We start from the raw sequence: 18,646 nt of genomic DNA on the forward strand, positions 1-18,646 counted from the left end.
AAATTTGATTTTAAGGGCTTTTTTAGTTTTGTTGTATTTTATGAAACTAACTATTACTGTTTAGTAACTTTTGGAAGCTTACTATATTTATCTATCCACTTTGTTATTTTTTCATCACTTAAATTATACTTACGCTGTACTTCTTCTTTTTTCAATCTTAAATAAGCTTCTTCAAGAACTCTTTTTTCATATTCAGCAACTATTAATTTTTTAAAAGCCTCATCATATGTTTTTTCAACTGGCTTTTCAATTTTTTTAATAGGTTCAGCTATTGAAACTTCATCAGAAATAACATTTTTAGTAGCTATAATAGGAGCCTCTAAATTAGTCTTGTACACTGTTTTTTCATCTTTATACCAACCTTCAGAACTTTTGTTATAAGCTTCTTGATTAATAACAATTGTATTTATTTTATTACCGCTAGCATCAAAATTCTCAAGCGAGTTACAGTTTTCTATATTTAATGATTCAAGTAAGTTACTATTGCAAAATAAATCAACTAAATCTGGTTGTTTTCCTAAAGTAAGGGAAACTAGTTTATTTGTGTCACAACTAACGGATATAAGCTTATTATTATTACTTAAATCTAGTTCAACAATTTTATTATCGCTGCAATTTAAAAAGGTAATTTCGGTGTTTTTTGATAAATCAATTTTGGTAATTTCATTACCATAACAATCCAAACGTTTTAAGTTAGTAAAGTATTCAATACCTGTTAAGTCTTTGATTTTAGAATTAACATTAGGTAAAAGTTTGTTTTCAAGCGGATTGTTAATATTTAGGTTTACTACATATTTAGCATCACTAACTAAAATATTTCCATTAAGACCATTTGAATCAATATCTAAATCAATCAAGGCTTCTTCTAAACCAATATCTGGAATAATGATAGTTTCTTGAGAAAATGAATTGAATGTAATAAAAAGTGCGTATGCACAGAAGGTACTGACAAGTTTCATAATTAGGGGAATTTTCTCAAAATTAATAATTTTGATTGATTTTGTCAAGTTAAAATAATACTAATGAAAATAGAAGTTTAAAGTAAATGTTCAAAAATCCTATCTTTGCCAAACTGTATTTTAAGATTATATGATTACCCAGCAAACGATAGATAAAGTTTTTGAAATAGCCCGTGTAGAAGAAGTAATAGGTGAGTTTGTACAGCTAAAAAAGGCGGGGAGTAATTTTAAAGGCTTAAGCCCGTTTACAGATGAAAAAACACCTTCTTTTGTAGTCTCACCAGTCAAACAGATATGGAAAGATTTTAGTACAGGAAAAGGAGGGAATGCAATTTCATTTATAATGGAGCATGAGCATTATAGCTACCCAGAAGCTATACGATGGTTAGCTAAAAAATATAATATTGAAATAGAGGAAACTGAGCAGTCAGACGAACAAAAACAGCAAATGAATGAAAGAGAAAGTATGTTTTTGGTATCTAAGTTTGCAAAAGATTATTTCCATGATATTTTAATGAATACCCAAAAAGGAAGGGCTATAGGACTTTCCTATTTTAAAGAGAGAGGTTTTAGAGAAGAAATTATTCAGAAGTTTGATTTAGGGTATTGTAAAGATGAATGGGATGGGTTTACTAAGGCTGCATTAGCAAAAGGATATGATTTAAAATATCTTAGAGATACTGGTTTAACTATTGTAAAAGAAGGTGGAGCAGAAGACAAAAAATTTGATAGATTTAAAGGTAGAGTAATGTTCCCAATACATAGTATGTCGGGAAGAATTCTTGGTTTTGGAGGAAGAATTTTAACCAATGATAAGAAGGCTGCTAAGTATTTAAATTCCCCTGAGAGTGAAATCTATCATAAAAGTAAAATTCTTTACGGTTTATATTTAGCTAAAAAAGAAATTGCAAAACAAGATAATTGTTTTTTAGTAGAAGGATATACAGATGTTATATCTTTTCACCAGTCGGGAGTAGAAAACGTAGTTGCTTCTTCTGGAACTGCATTAACACCAGATCAAATTCGATTAATTAATAGATTAACCCAAAATATTACGGTATTATTTGATGGAGATGCGGCTGGTATTAGAGCTTCTTTGCGAGGAATAGATTTAATTCTTGAACAAGGATTAAATGTTAAAGTTGTGTCTTTTCCAGAAGGGGAAGATCCAGATAGTTTTGCGAAGAGTCATTCTAGTACAGAATTAAAACAGTTTTTAGAAGATAAGGCACAGGATTTTATAGAGTTTAAAGTTTCTTTGTTAATGGAAGAAGCTAAAAATGATCCTGTTAAAAAAGCCGGACTTATTAGAGATATTGTAACAAGTATTTCAAAGATTCCTGATGGTATTCAAAGAGAAGTATATGTACAAGAATGTGCTAGAATTATGGATATTTCTGAGCAAGTTTTGTTTAGTGAACTGGCACAGTTACTTAATAAAGGGGCAGGAAATAGAAGTAATACAGCTAATGATAGGAGAATTAAGGCGGAGCTAAGAGCGAATGAAAAAAGAGGGATGGAACTGGTAAAAGGAAAAAGACCAGGAAGAGCCTCTAAAAAAATAGATCAATTATCAATTCTTGAAAAAGAGATTCTTAGAATATTATTATTGTATGGGAATGAAGTAGTAGAGTTTGTTAATTGGGTAGATGCACATGATAAGCATGGTAGACCTATTTTAGAAAAGGAAGAATACCAAAATACAATATCAAATGAATTGTATTTAAATATGCAAGAAGATGAAATTGAGTTTTCTAATGAAATATTTAGACTAACTTATTATGAATTAGTACATCAAATTAATCAAAAAGAGAAAATAGTTATTGATGAATTAATAATGCACGAAAACCCAGAAATATCAAGTTTAGTAACTAATATTTTGATGGATGAAGAACGATATACATTAAGCAGTTGGGAAAGAAAAGAGGTTTTTGTTACAGAAATAGAAAAAATTTTACCTAAACTGGTAACAGATGCTATTTTGAATTTAAGAAGGGTTTTGATAGAAAAAAAGATACAGGGAATCTTAACAGATATGCAAACAAATCAAGTAGCACCAGACCTAGAAGAGATAGGGAACTATACAGAACTTAAAAAATTATTGTTTGATAAATTGAATAGAGTTATATAACGTTTTGTTTTTGAGTTTAGTATGTTTTTTTTAAGGGATTTATTAGGTGTTGTTTTTTTTCGTACATTTGCCTCAACAAGAAGAACAAGAAATCAATTTTAAATTATGAGAAAGTTGCTACAATTTTTCGAATTAGTTGGACTAATAGTTTTACTCCCCTTTAAAATTTCCAACGGACAAAAAAAGCGAGCTTACAAAAGAATTAAACAGCAAATGGTGTCAATTAATCTACTTTAATTCTGTAGGTATTTCACAAACTGGTATTGCTACCATTTTATGTTGGTTTATTCTATTTAATCTAGAGTATATTTTATATACTTCTAGTTGCCTACCTTTAAAATCATTGGTAGTTTTACCTTTTGTTTGCATATCCATAGCCCATTCTAATTCATCATATGAAGCACCTATTTGGTCTTCGTCAGTTCTACTGTCACCAAATAAACCATCAGTAGGTTTTGCTTCTAGTATTGATACAGGAACTTCTAAGTATTCACCAATTTTATAAACTTCAGATTTTACTAAATCTGCAATTGGGCTTAAATCTACACCACCATCTCCATATTTAGTGAAAAAGCCAACACCAAAATCTTCAACTTTATTCCCAGTTCCAGCTACTAATAAACCTTTTAACCCAGCAAAATAATATAGCGTAGTCATTCTTAAACGAGCACGTGTGTTAGCTAAAGCCAAATCAACTTTGGCTGAGCTTTCAACCTCAGGGACTACAGTTTTAAAATCTTCAAAGGTACTTGTTAAATTTACCTCTACTTCAGAAACATTTTTAAAACGTTTTCTAAGTTGCTTAATGTGTTCATTAGCTCTGTTAACCTGGCTTTGAGCTTGGTGTATTGGTAATTCTACACATAAAGTTGGAAGCCCTGTTAAGGCACAAAGAGAAGAAGTAACTGCACTATCAATGCCGCCAGAAACTCCAACAACAAAGCCATTTACTTTAGCATTTGTAGCATATTCTTTTAACCAGTGAACTATATGATCAACAACTTTAGGTGTATTCATAATCTAAAAATTTATTAAGATAATTGCTTTTTACTTGATGAAACTATTTTAGTAATTTCGACGTTGTAATTTTGAACGTAAATATAGTAAAGTTAATGCAAAAAATTGTAGCACTTTTTTTTATGAGTTTGATAATATACTCATGCAAAAATGATATAGAGAATAAAGTAGATTTATCTAATGTAGACGTTAGTTTTGCATTAAAAAGATTTGATGTGGATTTTTATAATAATTCTGCTAAAAATTTACAAGAATTAAAAAAAGAATATCCAGTTTTATTCCCTGAAAATGTTCATGATAGTGTATGGAATAGTAAGAAAATTAATACAGATGAACAGGAGCTGTTTCAAGAAACTCAAAAGATTTTTAATAATATTGAAGAGTTAAAAGCAAACCTTACTTCATTTTTTAAACATGTAAAATATTACAATCCAAAATTTAAGAGTCCTAATGTAATTACTATGTTAACTAATATTGATTATGATAGTAGAGTTGTTTATGTAGATAGTTTATTACTAATTTCTTTAGATGCATACCTTGGAAAAAATCATAAGTTTTATGGAGATTATCCTGAATATATAAAGGTAAACAATCATAAAGGAAGGGTAGTTGTAGATGTAGCTAGAAACTTGGTGAACAAACAGATTTTGGGAAAAATGCCTAGAACTTTTATAGGTAAGATGATTAACAAAGGCAAAAAAATGTTTGTATTAGATAGCTATTTACCTGATGTTTTGAATGAATATAAGATAGGGTATGCAGAAGAAAAGTATAAATGGGCTGTAGCAAATGAAGAGCAAATATGGCAGTATTTTATTGAGAAGAATTTGTTGTTTAGTACAGATAAAAATTTAGATAGAAGATTTTTAGAGGTAGCTCCTTTTTCAAAATTTTATATGGAAGAAGATAATAGGTCTCCAGGACGAATAGGAGAGTGGATAGGATGGCAAATAGTAAAAGCCTATATGAGAAATAATGACGTATCTTTGCACGAGTTAATAAGAACAGATGAAGAGACAATCTTCAAAAAATCTAAATATAAACCAAGACGATAAATAATGAGTATAGCACATACTTCAAAAATTACTTTTACAGTTGGATTAGATGAGAATAGAGTTCCTGAAGAGATAGCTTGGGATGCTGAAGATGGTGGTATAAAAAATGAAGCATCTAAAGCAGTAATGCTGTCTGTATGGGATCATAAAAAGAAAGATACATTGCGTATGGATTTATGGACTAAAGATATGCCTATAGATGAAATGAAGCAGTTTTTCCATCAAACACTTGTGTCAATGTCAAATACTTTTGAGAGAGCAACGAATGATGAGAAAATGAGTGCTACGATGCGAGATTTTTGCGATTATTTTGCGGAAAAATTAGAACTGGTTAAAAAATAAAAAACCATTAAAAAAGCTACCAATTGGTAGCTTTTTTAATGGTTTTTTATTTTGGTTATTATATATTCATAATCATTTTTATTGTTTACAAAATCAAGGTTAGAAACATCAATAATTAAAATATTTAAATCTTGTTGTGTTTTTATAAAGTTACTATAACCATCATGAATTTTTTGTAAGTAGCTAGCTTCTATATTTTGTTCATAATCTCTTCCTCTCTTTTTAATGTTTTGTAAAAGCCTCTCAGTATTTTGATATAAATACACGTATAAATCGGGCTTAGTAATTTCCTTATACATCATATCAAACATTTTTCTATATAATGTATACTCATCATCATGCAATGTAATTTGAGCGAAAATTAATGACTTGAATATATAGTAATCAGAAACAATAAAGTTTTTGAATAAATCAAACTGAGCAAGATCTTCTGAAAGCTGTTGATAACGATCAGCAAGAAAACTCATTTCTAAAGGGAAAGCATAACGCTCGTTATCGTTATAAAACTTAGGGAGGAACGGGTTGTCAGCAAAACGTTCAAGAACTATTTTAGCATTAAACTCATCCGCCATCATATTAGTAAGGGATGTTTTTCCTGCTCCAATATTCCCTTCAATAGCTATATAGTTATACTTTTCTGTAATAGGTATAGGACGATTTAGTTTTTCAGAAATTAAAGTTATTTCTGAATCATCATTACAATTTTCAAAACATACAGAAAGCTTAGTTTTTGTTATTGGGTGTATAGTGTTTTTTGCTATTTCAGCTAGTGGAGCTAGCGCAAATTTCCTATCTAACATTCTTGGATGTGGTACAATTAAGTTTTTTGAAAAAATAATTTCATCATCAAATAAAAGAATATCTAAATCAATAACTCTATCAGAATAGTTATTGGTATTTGATCTAATTCTACCAAGTTCTTTTTCAATATCTAGAAGTACATTAATTAACTTTTCAGGAGGTAAATAAGTAGAAACTTTAATACAAGAGTTATAAAAGTTGTTACTACTAAAACCCCAAGAGGAAGTTTCGTATACAGAAGCAACTTTAAGTATAGCACCTACTTTATTAGCAATTAAATCAATGGCTTTTTGTAAATTTTCTAACTTATTACCTTGGTTTGTACCTAGGGATAAATATGTAATTCTTTGTATTTTCATGTACGGGGTGCAAAGAAAAATAAAATTAAAAAGAATAAATAGATAAAAGCTTTTTATTTTCCAAGAAACTTAATTTCTGTGTTAAAAATTAACCCTAAATACCAAGTTAGGAACTAAAGAATGCCCAATAATATCAGACTGAAAAAACTCTGCTTGACCAACAGGAGCTCTTGTATAAAGAAATGTACGGCTAATTGTATTCTTTTGATTTGTTAAGTTCCATAATGATATTCCTAGTTTAGCCTTCCATTTTTGTAGATAATCGAAACTAAAATTGTAAAAAGTAGAAAAATCTAAACGTTGATAATCAGCAAGTCTTTTAGAGTTTCGTTCACTTAAGTAAATTAAAAAGTTATTATTATCTGCACCTCCAACTTCTGAAAATGGAATTCCAGTTCTATAGCTATAGCTTAATGAAAAATCAAAAGCTCCTAGTTGTAAATTGTGTAGCCAAGTTAGGTTTTGTGTTATGTCAAAATTACCTGTAAATGGCTTACCATTATTAATATTAGGGAATGTTAAGTTGGTTTCAGAAATTGTATAACCTAACCACATGTTATATTTTTTCCATTCTTTTTTTATTGAAAATTCTATTCCTTTAGAAACACTTTTACCAACATCATATCTGTCAAATTCAATATTGAATCCGTTAGAAAGAGTAGTATAATCTTTAATTATTTTATAATATGTGTCAATATCAATAACCCATTTGTTTTTATTTAAGATAACTAACCCTAAAGAGAATTGAAGACTTTTAGGAATTGCAATATCGTTTTTTCCGCCAGTTAAAAGGTATATTGAGTTTTCTAACCTGAAAAAAGTAGACCTGTTTTCTTTAACTTTAATAAAGTTTTGGTTCTTGTACTCAATAGAGGATCTGAGTGTTATATTTTTGAATAATAATAAATCTATATAAGCTCTTGGGGAAAAAGCATAACTATTAGAAAATGAATTATAACTGAATCGAGATCCTAAAGAAATATTGAATTTATTAGTATTATAAGCATACTCACTATATAAGGAATGGTAATTGTTAGTGTTATTTAAAATAAAATTATTTGGCCTTTCTATTCCATCATAATCAATTTCATACACTGAATTATAAAAGTTGTTGTTTTCATATTCATAGCCATAACGTAAAGTGTTTTTTGAGTTTAATTTTTGCTCAAAATTAACCCTAAAATTAAGATCTCTTATAGAATTCCTCTTTTGAAAAGATTGAAATTCATTAATATTATCATTGTCAAAATTATCAGTAGAAAGATTGTATTTTGAATAACTTGAGGTTATAGTATGTTGAAGGTTTTTACTCCACTTATGCCACCATCTAAAATTTGCTCCATAATTTTCTATGTTGAAAATACTAGTTCTATTGAATGCTTTAATATCTTCAGGATTTTCATTAAAAAAATGATTAAGATTGTTTTTGGTGTATAAATGGTTGATTGAGAATTGATCTTTTTTTGAAGGGGAGTAGTTAAACTTCATATTATAATCAATAAAACGAGAATTACTTCTGTTAACAGAGGTTGGAGAAGTATTATTTTGATCATCTGATATTTTAGTGTTTTGAAAAGATTTATTGGCAAGTTTATCAAAGGGACCTAGGTTGAATACATCTATAATAGATCTTCTTGCAGCTATATTTAAGCTGGTTTTAGAAGAAATCGGTGTTTTCAAAAAAGCATCTGCTTGAATAAGGTTAAGGCCAAAACCGCCAGACGTTTTTTTAGCTATGGTGTCATTGGTTTGAATATCAATAACACCAGATATATGATTTCCATATTTGGCACTTGTTCCTGATTTGTAAATTGAAACATTATCTACAATATGAGGGTTGAAAGCAGAAATAGCTCCAAAAAAATGAGAAGAATTATAAATTTTTATGCCATCAAAAAGTACAAGGTTATGATCTGCATTTCCTCCTCTTATTTGTAATTCCGATAATGATTCACTTGGGCTTACAATTCCAGGTAAAAGTTGAATAGTCTGAAAAATGTCTGGTTCTGTTAAGCCAGATAAGGCCTTGATTTTTTGAAATGAAAGCTCAATACTGCCTGATTCAGCAATTTTAATTCCACTTGAGAGTCTATCATTAACAATTACTTCTGATAGAATAGAGCTAGATTCTTTTAAGTAAATGGATGGACAACGCTGGCTTTTAAAAAAATTAATAGGTTTTATAATAGTTTGATAGCCTACATATGATATTTTTAAGGAATCATTATAGTTAAGATTTTTTAAGTTAAAATACCCTTTATTATTTGTTGCTGTACCTAAAATTTTTCCTTTTATACTAACGGTTGCTTGTGATAGCGGTAATTTATTTAGGGATCCGTATATGTGTCCACAAATATTTATATTGGTTTTACTTCTTGCAGAAACAGTATAATATCTGTTAGTAATTTTTTTGAATTCTAAATTTAGTTCATTACTAATAATTAGAAGGTTTTCTTTTAGTGTTTTCTTATTTAAAGTTTTGGTTAATGTTTTATTGAAAACAATTTCATCAGCAAAAGAAAATTTTACGCTGTACTTTTTTTCTAGTTCAAAAAAAGATTCTTTCAAAGATTTATTATACTTACTTGAAACCTGAGAATATGTAGCCCAAATAGAGCCCACTAAAATGAAAAAAAAGGTAATAGTATTCTTCAAATGTAAGATTTGATTTATGGGATTAAAATTTAAATATAACATAAAAAGGGAAATACAGTTGATTAGTTAGTTGAAAAGGTTAAAGTTTTTATTTTAAAGAGGCTAATAGGTAGGGTAAAATAGTTTTACATAGTTATATAAATAAGAGTCGATTAAAAAAAATAAAATTACAGGCTTTTTTAAAACTATTTACTAACTAAATAAAAGGTTAAAAGTATATGGCAAAGTTATCGCAAATAGGTGAGTTAGTTGGCTTAATTATCTCATTACCTTTTAAAATTTCTAATGGGCAGAGAAGAAGAACTTATAAGCAAATTAAGAAACAATTAACAGTTTTAAGCTTGTTTTAAGTATAGTGCCTAAAAAAATGAAAAAAAATATTTTTTTAGGTAGGGTAAAACAAGATTCAATTGTTTTATATGTGAATTTCTTAATAGAGTAAGGTTTTTGCTAAGGTCATAATTGGGGAATTTGATCTTAAATTTCACAAAAATCTCTTAATTTAAAAAGGCTACCGTTTGGTAGCCTTTTTGTATTTAATTTAAGATTAAAAGGAGTTTATTATTTTTGAGTTTCCTTTTTTTCTTGTCTAGGTTTTTTATCTTCTCTAGGGGGTCTTGGTAATAAGGCTTTTCTAGAAACCTTTTCTTTCCTAGTTTTTGGGTCAACACCAAAGTATTTAACATCTAGTATATCACCAATCTTTACTACATCACTAACATTATTGGTTCTTTCCCATGCAAGTTCAGATATGTGTAATAGAACTTCGTTTCCAGGAGCTTCCGTATATTCAACTACAGCTCCAAAGTCTAATAATTTTACAACTTTTACCTCATAAATACTACCTCTTTGTGGTTTAAAAGTAATAGCATCAATTCTAGCGATAACTTTATCAATACCTACTTGACTTGTACCTAAAATTTCAACAATACCTTCTTCAGTAACTTCATCTTCATTAATTACAATAGTAGTTTCAGTTTCTTTTTGTAACTCTTGAATATGTTTTCCTCCAGGACCTATAATAGCACCAATATAATCTCCAGCTACTCTCACGGTTACCATTTTAGGTGCGTGTGATTTAACAGTTTCATTTGGTTGAGAAATGGTGTCTGTTAATTTTTCTAGGATATGTAAACGACCATCACGAGCTTGTTTAAGCGCTTTTACTAAAATCTCATAGGAAAGTCCTTTAATCTTAATATCCATCTGACAAGCAGTAATACCTTCAGCAGTTCCAGTTACTTTAAAATCCATATCTCCTAAATGATCTTCATCACCTAGAATATCAGATAAAACAGCATATCTATCTCCATCCGAAATTAACCCCATTGCAATACCAGAAACAGGCTTTTTCAATTGAACACCAGCATCCATTAAAGCCATAGTACCAGAACAAACGGTAGCCATAGAAGATGATCCATTAGATTCTAATACTTCAGATACAACACGAACAGTATATGGGCAGTCCTCAGGAACCATTCCTTTTAATGCACGTTGAGCTAAGTTTCCATGACCTATTTCACGACGAGAAGTACCTCTTAAAGGACGAGCTTCCCCAGTTGAAAAAGGAGGGAAGTTATAATGTAAATAAAAACGTTCCTCATCTTGAATTGTAGGACTATCAACCATATTAGCATCTCTAGAAGTTCCTAAAGTAACGGTAGCTAATGCTTGAGTTTCTCCACGTGTAAATATTGATGAACCATGAGTTCTTGGTAAATAATCTACTTCACACCATATTGGACGAATATCTGTAGTTGTTCTACCATCTAAACGTAAACCTTCATTTAACGTTAAATCTCTTACTGCAGCTTTATGTGCTTTATTAAAATATTTAGAAATTAACTCACCTTTTTCTTCAAGTTCTTCTTCAGAAAAAGTAGCTAATATTTCTTCTTTTACTTCAGAAAATGCTAGACCTCTTTCTTGTTTAGATGTACCTTTTTTAGCTATATCATAACATTTTTGATAAGCAGCTTCTTTGATTTTAGCTTCAAGTTCTTCGTCTGTTACTTCAAGCTCATATTCACGAGTTTCTTTTTTACCTACAGCTTCAGTTAAAGCAATTTGAGCTTGGCATTGAACTTTAATAGCTTCATGAGCTACTTTAATAGCTTCTGCCATTTCTTCTTCTGAAACTTCATCCATTTCACCTTCTACCATAGCCACAAAATCTATAGAAGCTCCAACCATAAGGTCTATATCAGCTTCTTTTAGTTGAGCAAAACTAGGGTTTACAATAAATTCACCATTTATTCTAGCTACACGAACTTCAGAAATAGGAGCTTCAAAAGGTATGTCTGATAACTGAATAGCTGTAGATGCAGCTAAACCAGCCAAAGCATCTGGCATAACGTTTTCATCATGAGACATTAATTGAATCATAACTTGTGTTTCAGCATGATAGTCTTTTGGAAACAACGGTCTCAAAACACGATCAACTAAACGCATGGTTAATATTTCTTCATTGCTAGGTCTAGCTTCACGTTTCATGAAACCGCCAGGATAACGTCCTGATGCAGCAAATTTCTCTCTATAATCTACGGTAAGTGGTAAAAAATCAATACCAGGGTTAGCAGTTCTTGCCGATACTACTGTAGCAAGTAACATTGTGTCTCCCATTCGTACAACAACAGAACCGTCTGCTTGTTTTGCTAATTTTCCAGTTTCTAACGTAATCGTCCTTCCATCTCCAAGCTCTATAACTTGGCTAAATACTTTTGGAATCATAAAGTTTTTTTTCTAATTTTTTAATTCGTTTTGTGTTGTTGTGTTGTTGTATATGTTGTTGTTTCAATGGAAGTATAAATACTTTCTTTTGTAACTGTATAAAATAAATTACGAAAATAAAAGTAATGAAATTTCTTGGATTTAAAGTAATAAAAAAGAGGCAGGGATTTCCTGCCTCTTTTTGTAAGGATTATTTTCTAATTCCTAATTCTTTGATAATTGCACGATATCTGTTGATATCTTTTTTCTTTAAATAGTCTAATAAGCTTCTACGCTTACCTACCATTTTCACTAGAGAACGTTCTGTGTTAAAATCTTTACGATTTCTTTTAAGATGTTCTGTTAAGTGATTAATTCTAAAAGTGAATAAAGCAATTTGTCCTTCTGCAGAACCAGTATCATTGCCTCCTTTACCGTGCTTAGTAAAAATTTCTTGTTTTACTTCTTTTGTTAAATACATGCCAATATTGTTTAAATGATTATTATGTATTCAATGCTTTTACATTGAAGCTGCAAATGTACAATTATTTTTTAAATAAATGTTTTAAAGTAATGAATACTTGTCTCTTTTATATACAAAAAAAACAGCCAAAAGGCTGTTTTTAAATTATGCTCTTATAGGTTGATTCTGAATTAAATCAAGATATAAATTTACTTGTCTCTTTAAATCTTTTCTTTCGTAAATAGCATCTAAAAAGCCATGCTCTAAAACAAATTCTGATCTTTGGAAGCCTTCAGGCAAATCTTTTCCTGTTGTGTCTTTTACAACTCTAGGGCCAGCAAAAGCAATCAAAGCATTTGGTTCAGCTATATTGATATCTCCTAACATTGCAAAAGAAGCAGTTGTACCACCCGTTGTTGGGTCAGTACATAAAGAAACATACGGAACTTTTGCGTCTGCTAATTGAGCTAGTTTAGCAGATGTTTTTACTAATTGCATTAATGATAAAGAAGCTTCCATCATACGTGCACCTCCAGATTTAGAAATCATTAAAAAAGGAATGTTATGCTCAATTGAATAATCAATAGCTCTGGCTATTTTTTCTCCAACAACACTTCCCATAGAACCTCCAATGAAAGCAAAATCCATTGCTGCAATAACAATATCTTTACCCATTGATTTTCCTACAGCAGTTCTAACCGCATCTTTTAAACCTGTTTTTTTCTGAGCATCTTTTAAACGTTGAGGATACTTCTTAGTATCTTCAAATTTTAAAGGGTCTTTTGCAGATAATTTAGGGTTTAGTTCTTCAAATTTATCATCGTCAAAAAATAATTCAAAGTACTCTTTACTTCCTATTCTTACATGATATCCATCTTCAGGGCTTACGTATAAGTTCTTTTTTAACTCATCTGTATCAATAATTTTTCCACTAGGTGTTTTATACCATAGTCCTTTAGGTGTGTCTTTCTTTTCTTCAGTTGGGGTCTGAATTCCTTTGTCTTTACGTTTAAACCAAGCCATAATAATTTAGTCTTTAGTTATTTAGTTTATTATTATTTGGTTTTCTTTTTCAGTTTTTTATAATGTATTTACGTTATTCAAATCTTCAAAAGCTTGCTTTAGGCGAGTTCTAAACGTTTGTTCACCTTCACGAAGCCATTTACGAGGGTCATAATATTTTTTGTTAGGAACATCATCTCCTTCTGGGTTTCCAATTTGAGATTGCAAATATGCAGATTTTTCTTTCATATAATCACGAACACCTTCTGCAAAAGCATATTGTAAGTCAGTATCAATGTTCATTTTTATAACACCGTAATCTATAGCTTCTCTTATTTCTTCAATGGTAGATCCTGATCCTCCGTGAAATACAAAGTCAATAGTGTTATTTTCCACCTTGTATTTATTTGAAATATATTCCTGTGAATTTTTTAAAATTTTTGGAGTTAATTTTACATTTCCAGGCTTGTAAACTCCATGAACATTACCAAAGGCAGCAGCAATTGTAAATTGATCACTTACTTTCATTAGTTCTTCATAAGCGTAAGCAACCTCTTCAGGTTGTGTATATAGTTTAGAACTATCTACATCAGTATTATCAACTCCATCTTCTTCACCACCAGTAATCCCTAATTCAATTTCAAGTGTCATTCCCATCTTACTCATACGAGAAAGATACTCTTTACAGATTTCAATATTCTCTTCTAGAGGTTCTTCACTTAAATCAATCATGTGTGAGCTATACAAAGATTTTCCAGTTTCAGAAAAATGCTTTTCACTAGCATCTAATAAACCATCAATCCAAGGTAATAATTTCTTAGCAGCATGATCTGTGTGTAAAATAACAGGAACACCATATGCTTCAGCTAACAGATGTACGTGTTTAGCACCAGCAACAGCACCAGCGATTGCGGCTTTTTGGTCTTCGTTAGATAATCCTTTTCCAGCATTGAATTGCGCACCTCCGTTAGAAAATTGAATAATAACAGGAGAATTTAGTTCTTTTGCAGTTTCTAATACTGTATTTATTGTGTTAGACCCCACAACATTTACAGCAGGTAATGCAAACTTTTTTTCTTTGGCTAGTTTAAAAATTTCTTGAACCTCTTTACCCGTGGCAACTCCAGCTTTAATCATTATTATAATTTTTTAGTTTATGGTTGTTATTTAGCGCAAATCTACGTTTTTTTAGCTAAGTTGTAATTATTTTTTTACGATAACGTTTTTGTTAAAAAGGATAATTAATACCTATATTTAATACAGATTTAGAAAAACTGAAATTACTAAACCATTTATTGGTGTCTAAATATGGTTCATGCATTTTAAAGCCTAAATCAAGTCTAGCTATAAGAAACTTAAAGTCATAACGAACTCCAAAACCAGATCCAACTGCTATATTGTTTAAAAAACTACCAAAATTATTTAATTTTTCAAATTCATCAAATTCAGGATTTGTGATGTCCCAAATATTACCCGCATCTAAAAATAAAGCACCTTTTAAAGAACCTAATACATCAAAACGATATTCAAAACTAGTTAAAAACTTAAAACTTCCAATATTATATTCTATACCTTGAGGTCTAGCTCCAGGACCTAAATCATAGGTTCTCCAGGCTCTTATATCATTGGATCCACCAGCAAAATAACTTCTAGAAAAAGGAATTTCAGAATTATTATAGTTGAAAATAGCACCTATAAAAGTTCTATGGGCGAGGGTTGAGTTATTACCTAAATCCCAATATTTTTTATACTCTAAGTCAGCTTTAAAATACTGAGCAATGGGTATTTGAAATACAGTTGTTTTGTTGTTTTCATTTTTTTCTTTTGATAATAATCCCATAACGTTTCCTGAGTTTGCTACTCGTATTTTGAAATAAGAAAAACTTTGATCCTTTATATTTTGTTGATTGTTATAGGTAAAGTTATAAGCGATTTCTGGTATTAAGAAATCAGAAGTGATTATCCTGTATCTTTCCAGTATGTTAGCTAAGTCCTTTATTTTTTGAGGATTACTTTGAATTTCAGTAGATAGTAGCAAGTCTATTGCATAAACAATTGCTGTGTTTAAATCATTCGGGTCTTGAGGTGTTGAAGCGTTTACATTAATATTTTCACCTATTTGTAATAGTTTTTGGAATTCAGAGTTGTATATTGAAAAGTAATTACTAACATTTAAGTTACGTATATATTGAACGTTCAGTAATTCTAGTTGAATAGTTTTTTTGTTGGTAAAGTTCCATTTATAATCAATACCAAGTGTAATATTACGTTTATCTAGACCTATGTTTTTTTGAATACTAATACCAGTATAAAATTTTGTTTTAGGAAACATTCTTTTTGGAACAAACTTATGCAACCCAAAAGGAGCCATAAATCGAGGTACTTCTAAAGAAGCATCAGCACCAATTTCCCAACCAGGACCATTATTAGAGTTAAAATATGACCCTAAAGCAGAAATTTTAAATATTTCAGCACCTTTAAAAGTATTTCTATTAATCAAGGAGAATTTAGCTGAAACATCAAAATTTCGTATGTTAGATCTGGAAAGCTCCGTTTCAATTCCTAAAGTGTATTTTTCTATTGGGCTTAAGTATATATTAGCTTCTAATTCATTATCATTTAATTCTCTATAACGAATAGAGGTAGATTTAAAATTTTTTAAACCTCTTAAATGTGTTCTTGTTAAATTTTTTAAAGTATCTGTATATATACTATTAGGCTTAATAAACAGAGATTGTGATAGATATTTTGGATTATACTTAAGTTTATCATGAGCAAAGAAATTTACACCATAATAAGAAATGGAATCTTTATAAGGTTCGTCTTTCTTACTATAGGAATAGTCAGTATAAACATTAATCTTTTTAATTTTTTGAACCTTATATGGTTTTGAAATATACTGACCATTTCTTTCTATTATTCTATCAGATACAAACAGTTCAATATTCGTTTTATAGCCTGATGTATCAGCTACATAAAAATCGATACTCTTATTTTTATCAAAATGATAAACTCCATTGTTCCGAAATAATTTAGTTAGCCTGTTTGCTTCTTTTATAAAATTAGCATCCTTATATTGTTGTTTTGTTTTTAAAAAGCTTTGATTTTGAGTTGTTTTATTAATAGAATCTAGGACGGGAGATTCTATAGTCTTAACAATCGTATCTAAAAACAAAGGTTGACCTTTGTTTATATAATAAGTAACCTTTCCTTTTTTTGAAGAAACACTATCTTTTTTAGCTTTTATTTTAGTTTTAAAATAACCTTCGTTTTGAAAATATGTCTTAAGGTTTTTAACAGTGTTTCTTGTTCTTTTATCATTGATAATAATAGGAGGCTGTCCGCTTTTTATAAACCAGTTGTTAAGATTGATAGCAGATTGGGCTACAGATATACTTTGTTTTTCTGAAAAAATATTTTTAAAGAAATTGTATGTTTTTGGGTGCTTTTTACCCCATTCTTTTGGAGTTTTTGGTCCATAAGGATTGCCTAAGTTATAAAAGTATAAGGCTAATGGTAAACCAAAAGTTTTTGCATTAGGGCGTTGAAGAATAAGTTCATTTATTTCATTATCAGACGTTTTGGTGCTATCTATATAAATGATGTTTTTAGTTAATAAAAGCTCATTCTTTTTTACATATTTTATAGTGCTACATGAGCTAAGTATACCTAATAATAAACAAATAAAAGAAAGTTTTTTCATTAACTTTACGGCTCGTATTAAATACCAAAAATACTATTTTTTAGCTGTTTGATGGTGTTAAAAATTATTTAATGATTTTCTCTAAAAAGAATATAAAATTAATAACTAGTTTACAACAAAAAAAGTATAGACAAAAACATGGTTTGTTTGTTGCTGAAGGTGTAAAAGTTGTAAATGAATTGTTAAACTCTAAAATGGAACTTTATGGTTTATTTGGAACAGAGGATAGTACTGAAAAAATAAATAGTGATAGGATCACTATTATTACAGAAGAAGAATTAAAGAAAATAAGTACATTGAAGACCCCAAATAAAGTTTTGGCAATATTTAAAATACCTAAAAATAGGTTTCAAGAGGAAACGGAAGATATAGAAGTGGCTCTAGACGGGATTAATGATCCTGGTAATTTAGGAACCATAATACGATTATGTGATTGGTTTGGTGTTAAAAAATTGATATGCTCTAAAAATACGGTTGATTGTTATAATTCAAAAGTTATTCAAGCTACTATGGGATCGTTAACTAGGGTGTATATTGAATATGTAGATTTGGTAGCTTATTTAGAATCGAAAAACCTTCCTATATATATAACAGATATGGAAGGAGATAATATTTACCAAACAAATTTACCTGAAAAGGCCATTATTGTTATGGGGAATGAGGCTAATGGAATATCACAAGAAATAAAAAGCTTAATAAATAAAAAGTTAACCATTCCAAGATTTGGAAATGTTCAACAAACTGAAAGCTTAAATGTAGCTACAGCTACTAGTATTTTATTAAGCGAGTTTAGAAGGAGTTTAGTCTAAAATAACCCGTTGATTTGAGCATCTATTTTGTCAATAATTACACCTAAATCTTCTTTGTTTTCAACAAAATCTAAATCATCAACATCAATAATAAGTAACTTACCTTTATTGTATTTACTAATCCAAGCCTCATAGCGCTCGTTTAATCTACTTAAATAATCAATACTAATAGAGTTTTCATATTCTCTCCCTCTTTTATGTATTTGACCAACTAAAGTTGAAATATCAGCACGTAAGTATATTAATAAATCAGGAGGAGTTACTAAATTCTCCATTAATTCAAAAAGAGAACTATAGTTATGAAAGTCTCTATTGGTCATTAATCCCATAGCATGTAAATTGGGAGCAAAAATATGAGCATCTTCGTAAATAGTTCTATCTTGAATTATTTTTTTTCCAGATTTACGTAATTCTAAAACTTGACGAAAGCGACTGTTTAAAAAATATACTTGAAGGTTAAATGACCAACGCTCCATTTCAGCATAAAAATCATCTAAATATGGGTTTTCATCTACAGATTCAAAATGAGGTTCCCAATTGTAGTGTTTAGCTAAAAGTTTAGTTAAAGTAGTTTTACCTGCGCCTATATTTCCTGCAATTGCTACGTGCATAATTTATGTTTTTCCGGCGGTAAAATTACA

Annotated in this window: 15 protein-coding genes; 5 read left to right on the top strand and 10 right to left on the bottom strand. The window is 29.6% G+C overall.

What is annotated here, in order from left to right; genetic code table 11:
• Nucleotides 1–53 precede the first annotated feature (53 nt).
• On the bottom strand, nt 54–959 hold the full coding sequence (locus tag ABNT65_RS18835) for a hypothetical protein (protein ID WP_348740121.1): 906 nt from the start codon (nt 957–959) through the stop codon (nt 54–56).
• 130 nt (nt 960–1,089) lie between these two features.
• On the opposite strand from ABNT65_RS18835, the gene dnaG reads away from it, so the two are divergent.
• A complete protein-coding gene (dnaG, locus tag ABNT65_RS18840) occupies nt 1,090–3,090 on the top strand; it encodes a DNA primase (protein WP_348707197.1) in 2,001 nt (666 codons plus the stop codon).
• Nucleotides 3,091–3,318: 228 nt separating this feature from the next.
• Here the strand turns inward: dnaG and nadE are convergent, their stop codons facing one another.
• A complete protein-coding gene (gene nadE, locus ABNT65_RS18845) occupies nt 3,319–4,107 on the bottom strand; it encodes an NAD(+) synthase (RefSeq protein WP_348707198.1) in 789 nt (262 codons plus the stop codon).
• Nucleotides 4,108–4,229: 122 nt separating this feature from the next.
• Between nadE and gldB the strand changes: the two genes are divergently transcribed.
• Together gldB and gldC are read left to right on the top strand one after the other, a co-directional pair.
• Complete coding sequence (gldB, locus tag ABNT65_RS18850) at nt 4,230–5,162, top strand: gliding motility lipoprotein GldB (protein ID WP_348707199.1); 933 nt, start codon at nt 4,230–4,232, stop codon at nt 5,160–5,162.
• Nucleotides 5,163–5,165: 3 nt separating this feature from the next.
• Nucleotides 5,166–5,504, top strand: a complete 339-nt coding sequence (gldC, locus tag ABNT65_RS18855) for a gliding motility protein GldC (protein ID WP_348746576.1) — start codon at nt 5,166–5,168, stop codon at nt 5,502–5,504.
• A 35-nt stretch (nt 5,505–5,539) separates the two neighbouring features.
• Here the strand turns inward: gldC and folK are convergent, their stop codons facing one another.
• Both folK and ABNT65_RS18865 read right to left on the bottom strand, forming a co-directional pair.
• On the bottom strand, nt 5,540–6,664 hold the full coding sequence (gene folK / locus ABNT65_RS18860) for a 2-amino-4-hydroxy-6-hydroxymethyldihydropteridine diphosphokinase (protein WP_348707201.1): 1,125 nt from the start codon (nt 6,662–6,664) through the stop codon (nt 5,540–5,542).
• Nucleotides 6,665–6,745: 81 nt separating this feature from the next.
• On the bottom strand, nt 6,746–9,319 hold the full coding sequence (locus ABNT65_RS18865; RefSeq protein WP_348746577.1) for a TonB-dependent receptor: 2,574 nt from the start codon (nt 9,317–9,319) through the stop codon (nt 6,746–6,748).
• A 218-nt stretch (nt 9,320–9,537) separates the two neighbouring features.
• Between ABNT65_RS18865 and ABNT65_RS18870 the strand changes: the two genes are divergently transcribed.
• The gene (locus ABNT65_RS18870) at nt 9,538–9,669 is read left to right on the top strand and encodes a hypothetical protein (RefSeq protein WP_348707203.1); all 132 of its coding nucleotides are present in this window, start codon (nt 9,538–9,540) and stop codon (nt 9,667–9,669) included.
• 211 nt (nt 9,670–9,880) lie between these two features.
• On the opposite strand, the gene ABNT65_RS18875 is transcribed toward ABNT65_RS18870, so the two are convergent.
• The 5 genes from ABNT65_RS18875 to ABNT65_RS18895 form a co-directional block, all read right to left on the bottom strand.
• On the bottom strand, nt 9,881–12,049 hold the full coding sequence (locus ABNT65_RS18875; protein ID WP_348707204.1) for a polyribonucleotide nucleotidyltransferase: 2,169 nt from the start codon (nt 12,047–12,049) through the stop codon (nt 9,881–9,883).
• Nucleotides 12,050–12,239: 190 nt separating this feature from the next.
• Complete coding sequence (gene rpsO, locus ABNT65_RS18880) at nt 12,240–12,509, bottom strand: 30S ribosomal protein S15 (protein ID WP_348707205.1); 270 nt, start codon at nt 12,507–12,509, stop codon at nt 12,240–12,242.
• A gap of 147 nt (nt 12,510–12,656) precedes the next feature.
• Nucleotides 12,657–13,514 carry an acetyl-CoA carboxylase, carboxyltransferase subunit beta gene (gene accD / locus ABNT65_RS18885; protein ID WP_348707206.1) on the bottom strand — a complete coding sequence of 286 codons (858 nt, stop codon included), beginning with the start codon at nt 13,512–13,514 and terminating at the stop codon, nt 12,657–12,659.
• A gap of 57 nt (nt 13,515–13,571) precedes the next feature.
• Complete coding sequence (gene fbaA, locus ABNT65_RS18890; protein WP_412766832.1) at nt 13,572–14,630, bottom strand: class II fructose-bisphosphate aldolase; 1,059 nt, start codon at nt 14,628–14,630, stop codon at nt 13,572–13,574.
• A gap of 91 nt (nt 14,631–14,721) precedes the next feature.
• Nucleotides 14,722–17,196 carry a BamA/TamA family outer membrane protein gene (locus tag ABNT65_RS18895; protein ID WP_348746578.1) on the bottom strand — a complete coding sequence of 825 codons (2,475 nt, stop codon included), beginning with the start codon at nt 17,194–17,196 and terminating at the stop codon, nt 14,722–14,724.
• Nucleotides 17,197–17,267: 71 nt separating this feature from the next.
• On the opposite strand from ABNT65_RS18895, the gene ABNT65_RS18900 reads away from it, so the two are divergent.
• Nucleotides 17,268–18,005, top strand: a complete 738-nt coding sequence (locus ABNT65_RS18900; protein ID WP_348707208.1) for an RNA methyltransferase — start codon at nt 17,268–17,270, stop codon at nt 18,003–18,005.
• On the opposite strand, the gene ABNT65_RS18905 is transcribed toward ABNT65_RS18900, so the two are convergent.
• Entirely contained in the window at nt 18,002–18,616 is a 615-nt protein-coding gene (locus ABNT65_RS18905; protein WP_348707209.1) for a deoxynucleoside kinase, read from the bottom strand. The genes ABNT65_RS18900 and ABNT65_RS18905 overlap by 4 nt on opposite strands.
• Between the last annotated feature and the right edge of the window lie 30 nt (nt 18,617–18,646).

Origin of the sequence: Tenacibaculum sp. 190524A02b (assembly GCF_964036645.1) — a bacterium.
Classification (GTDB): Bacteria; Bacteroidota; Bacteroidia; order Flavobacteriales; family Flavobacteriaceae; genus Polaribacter; species Polaribacter vairaonense.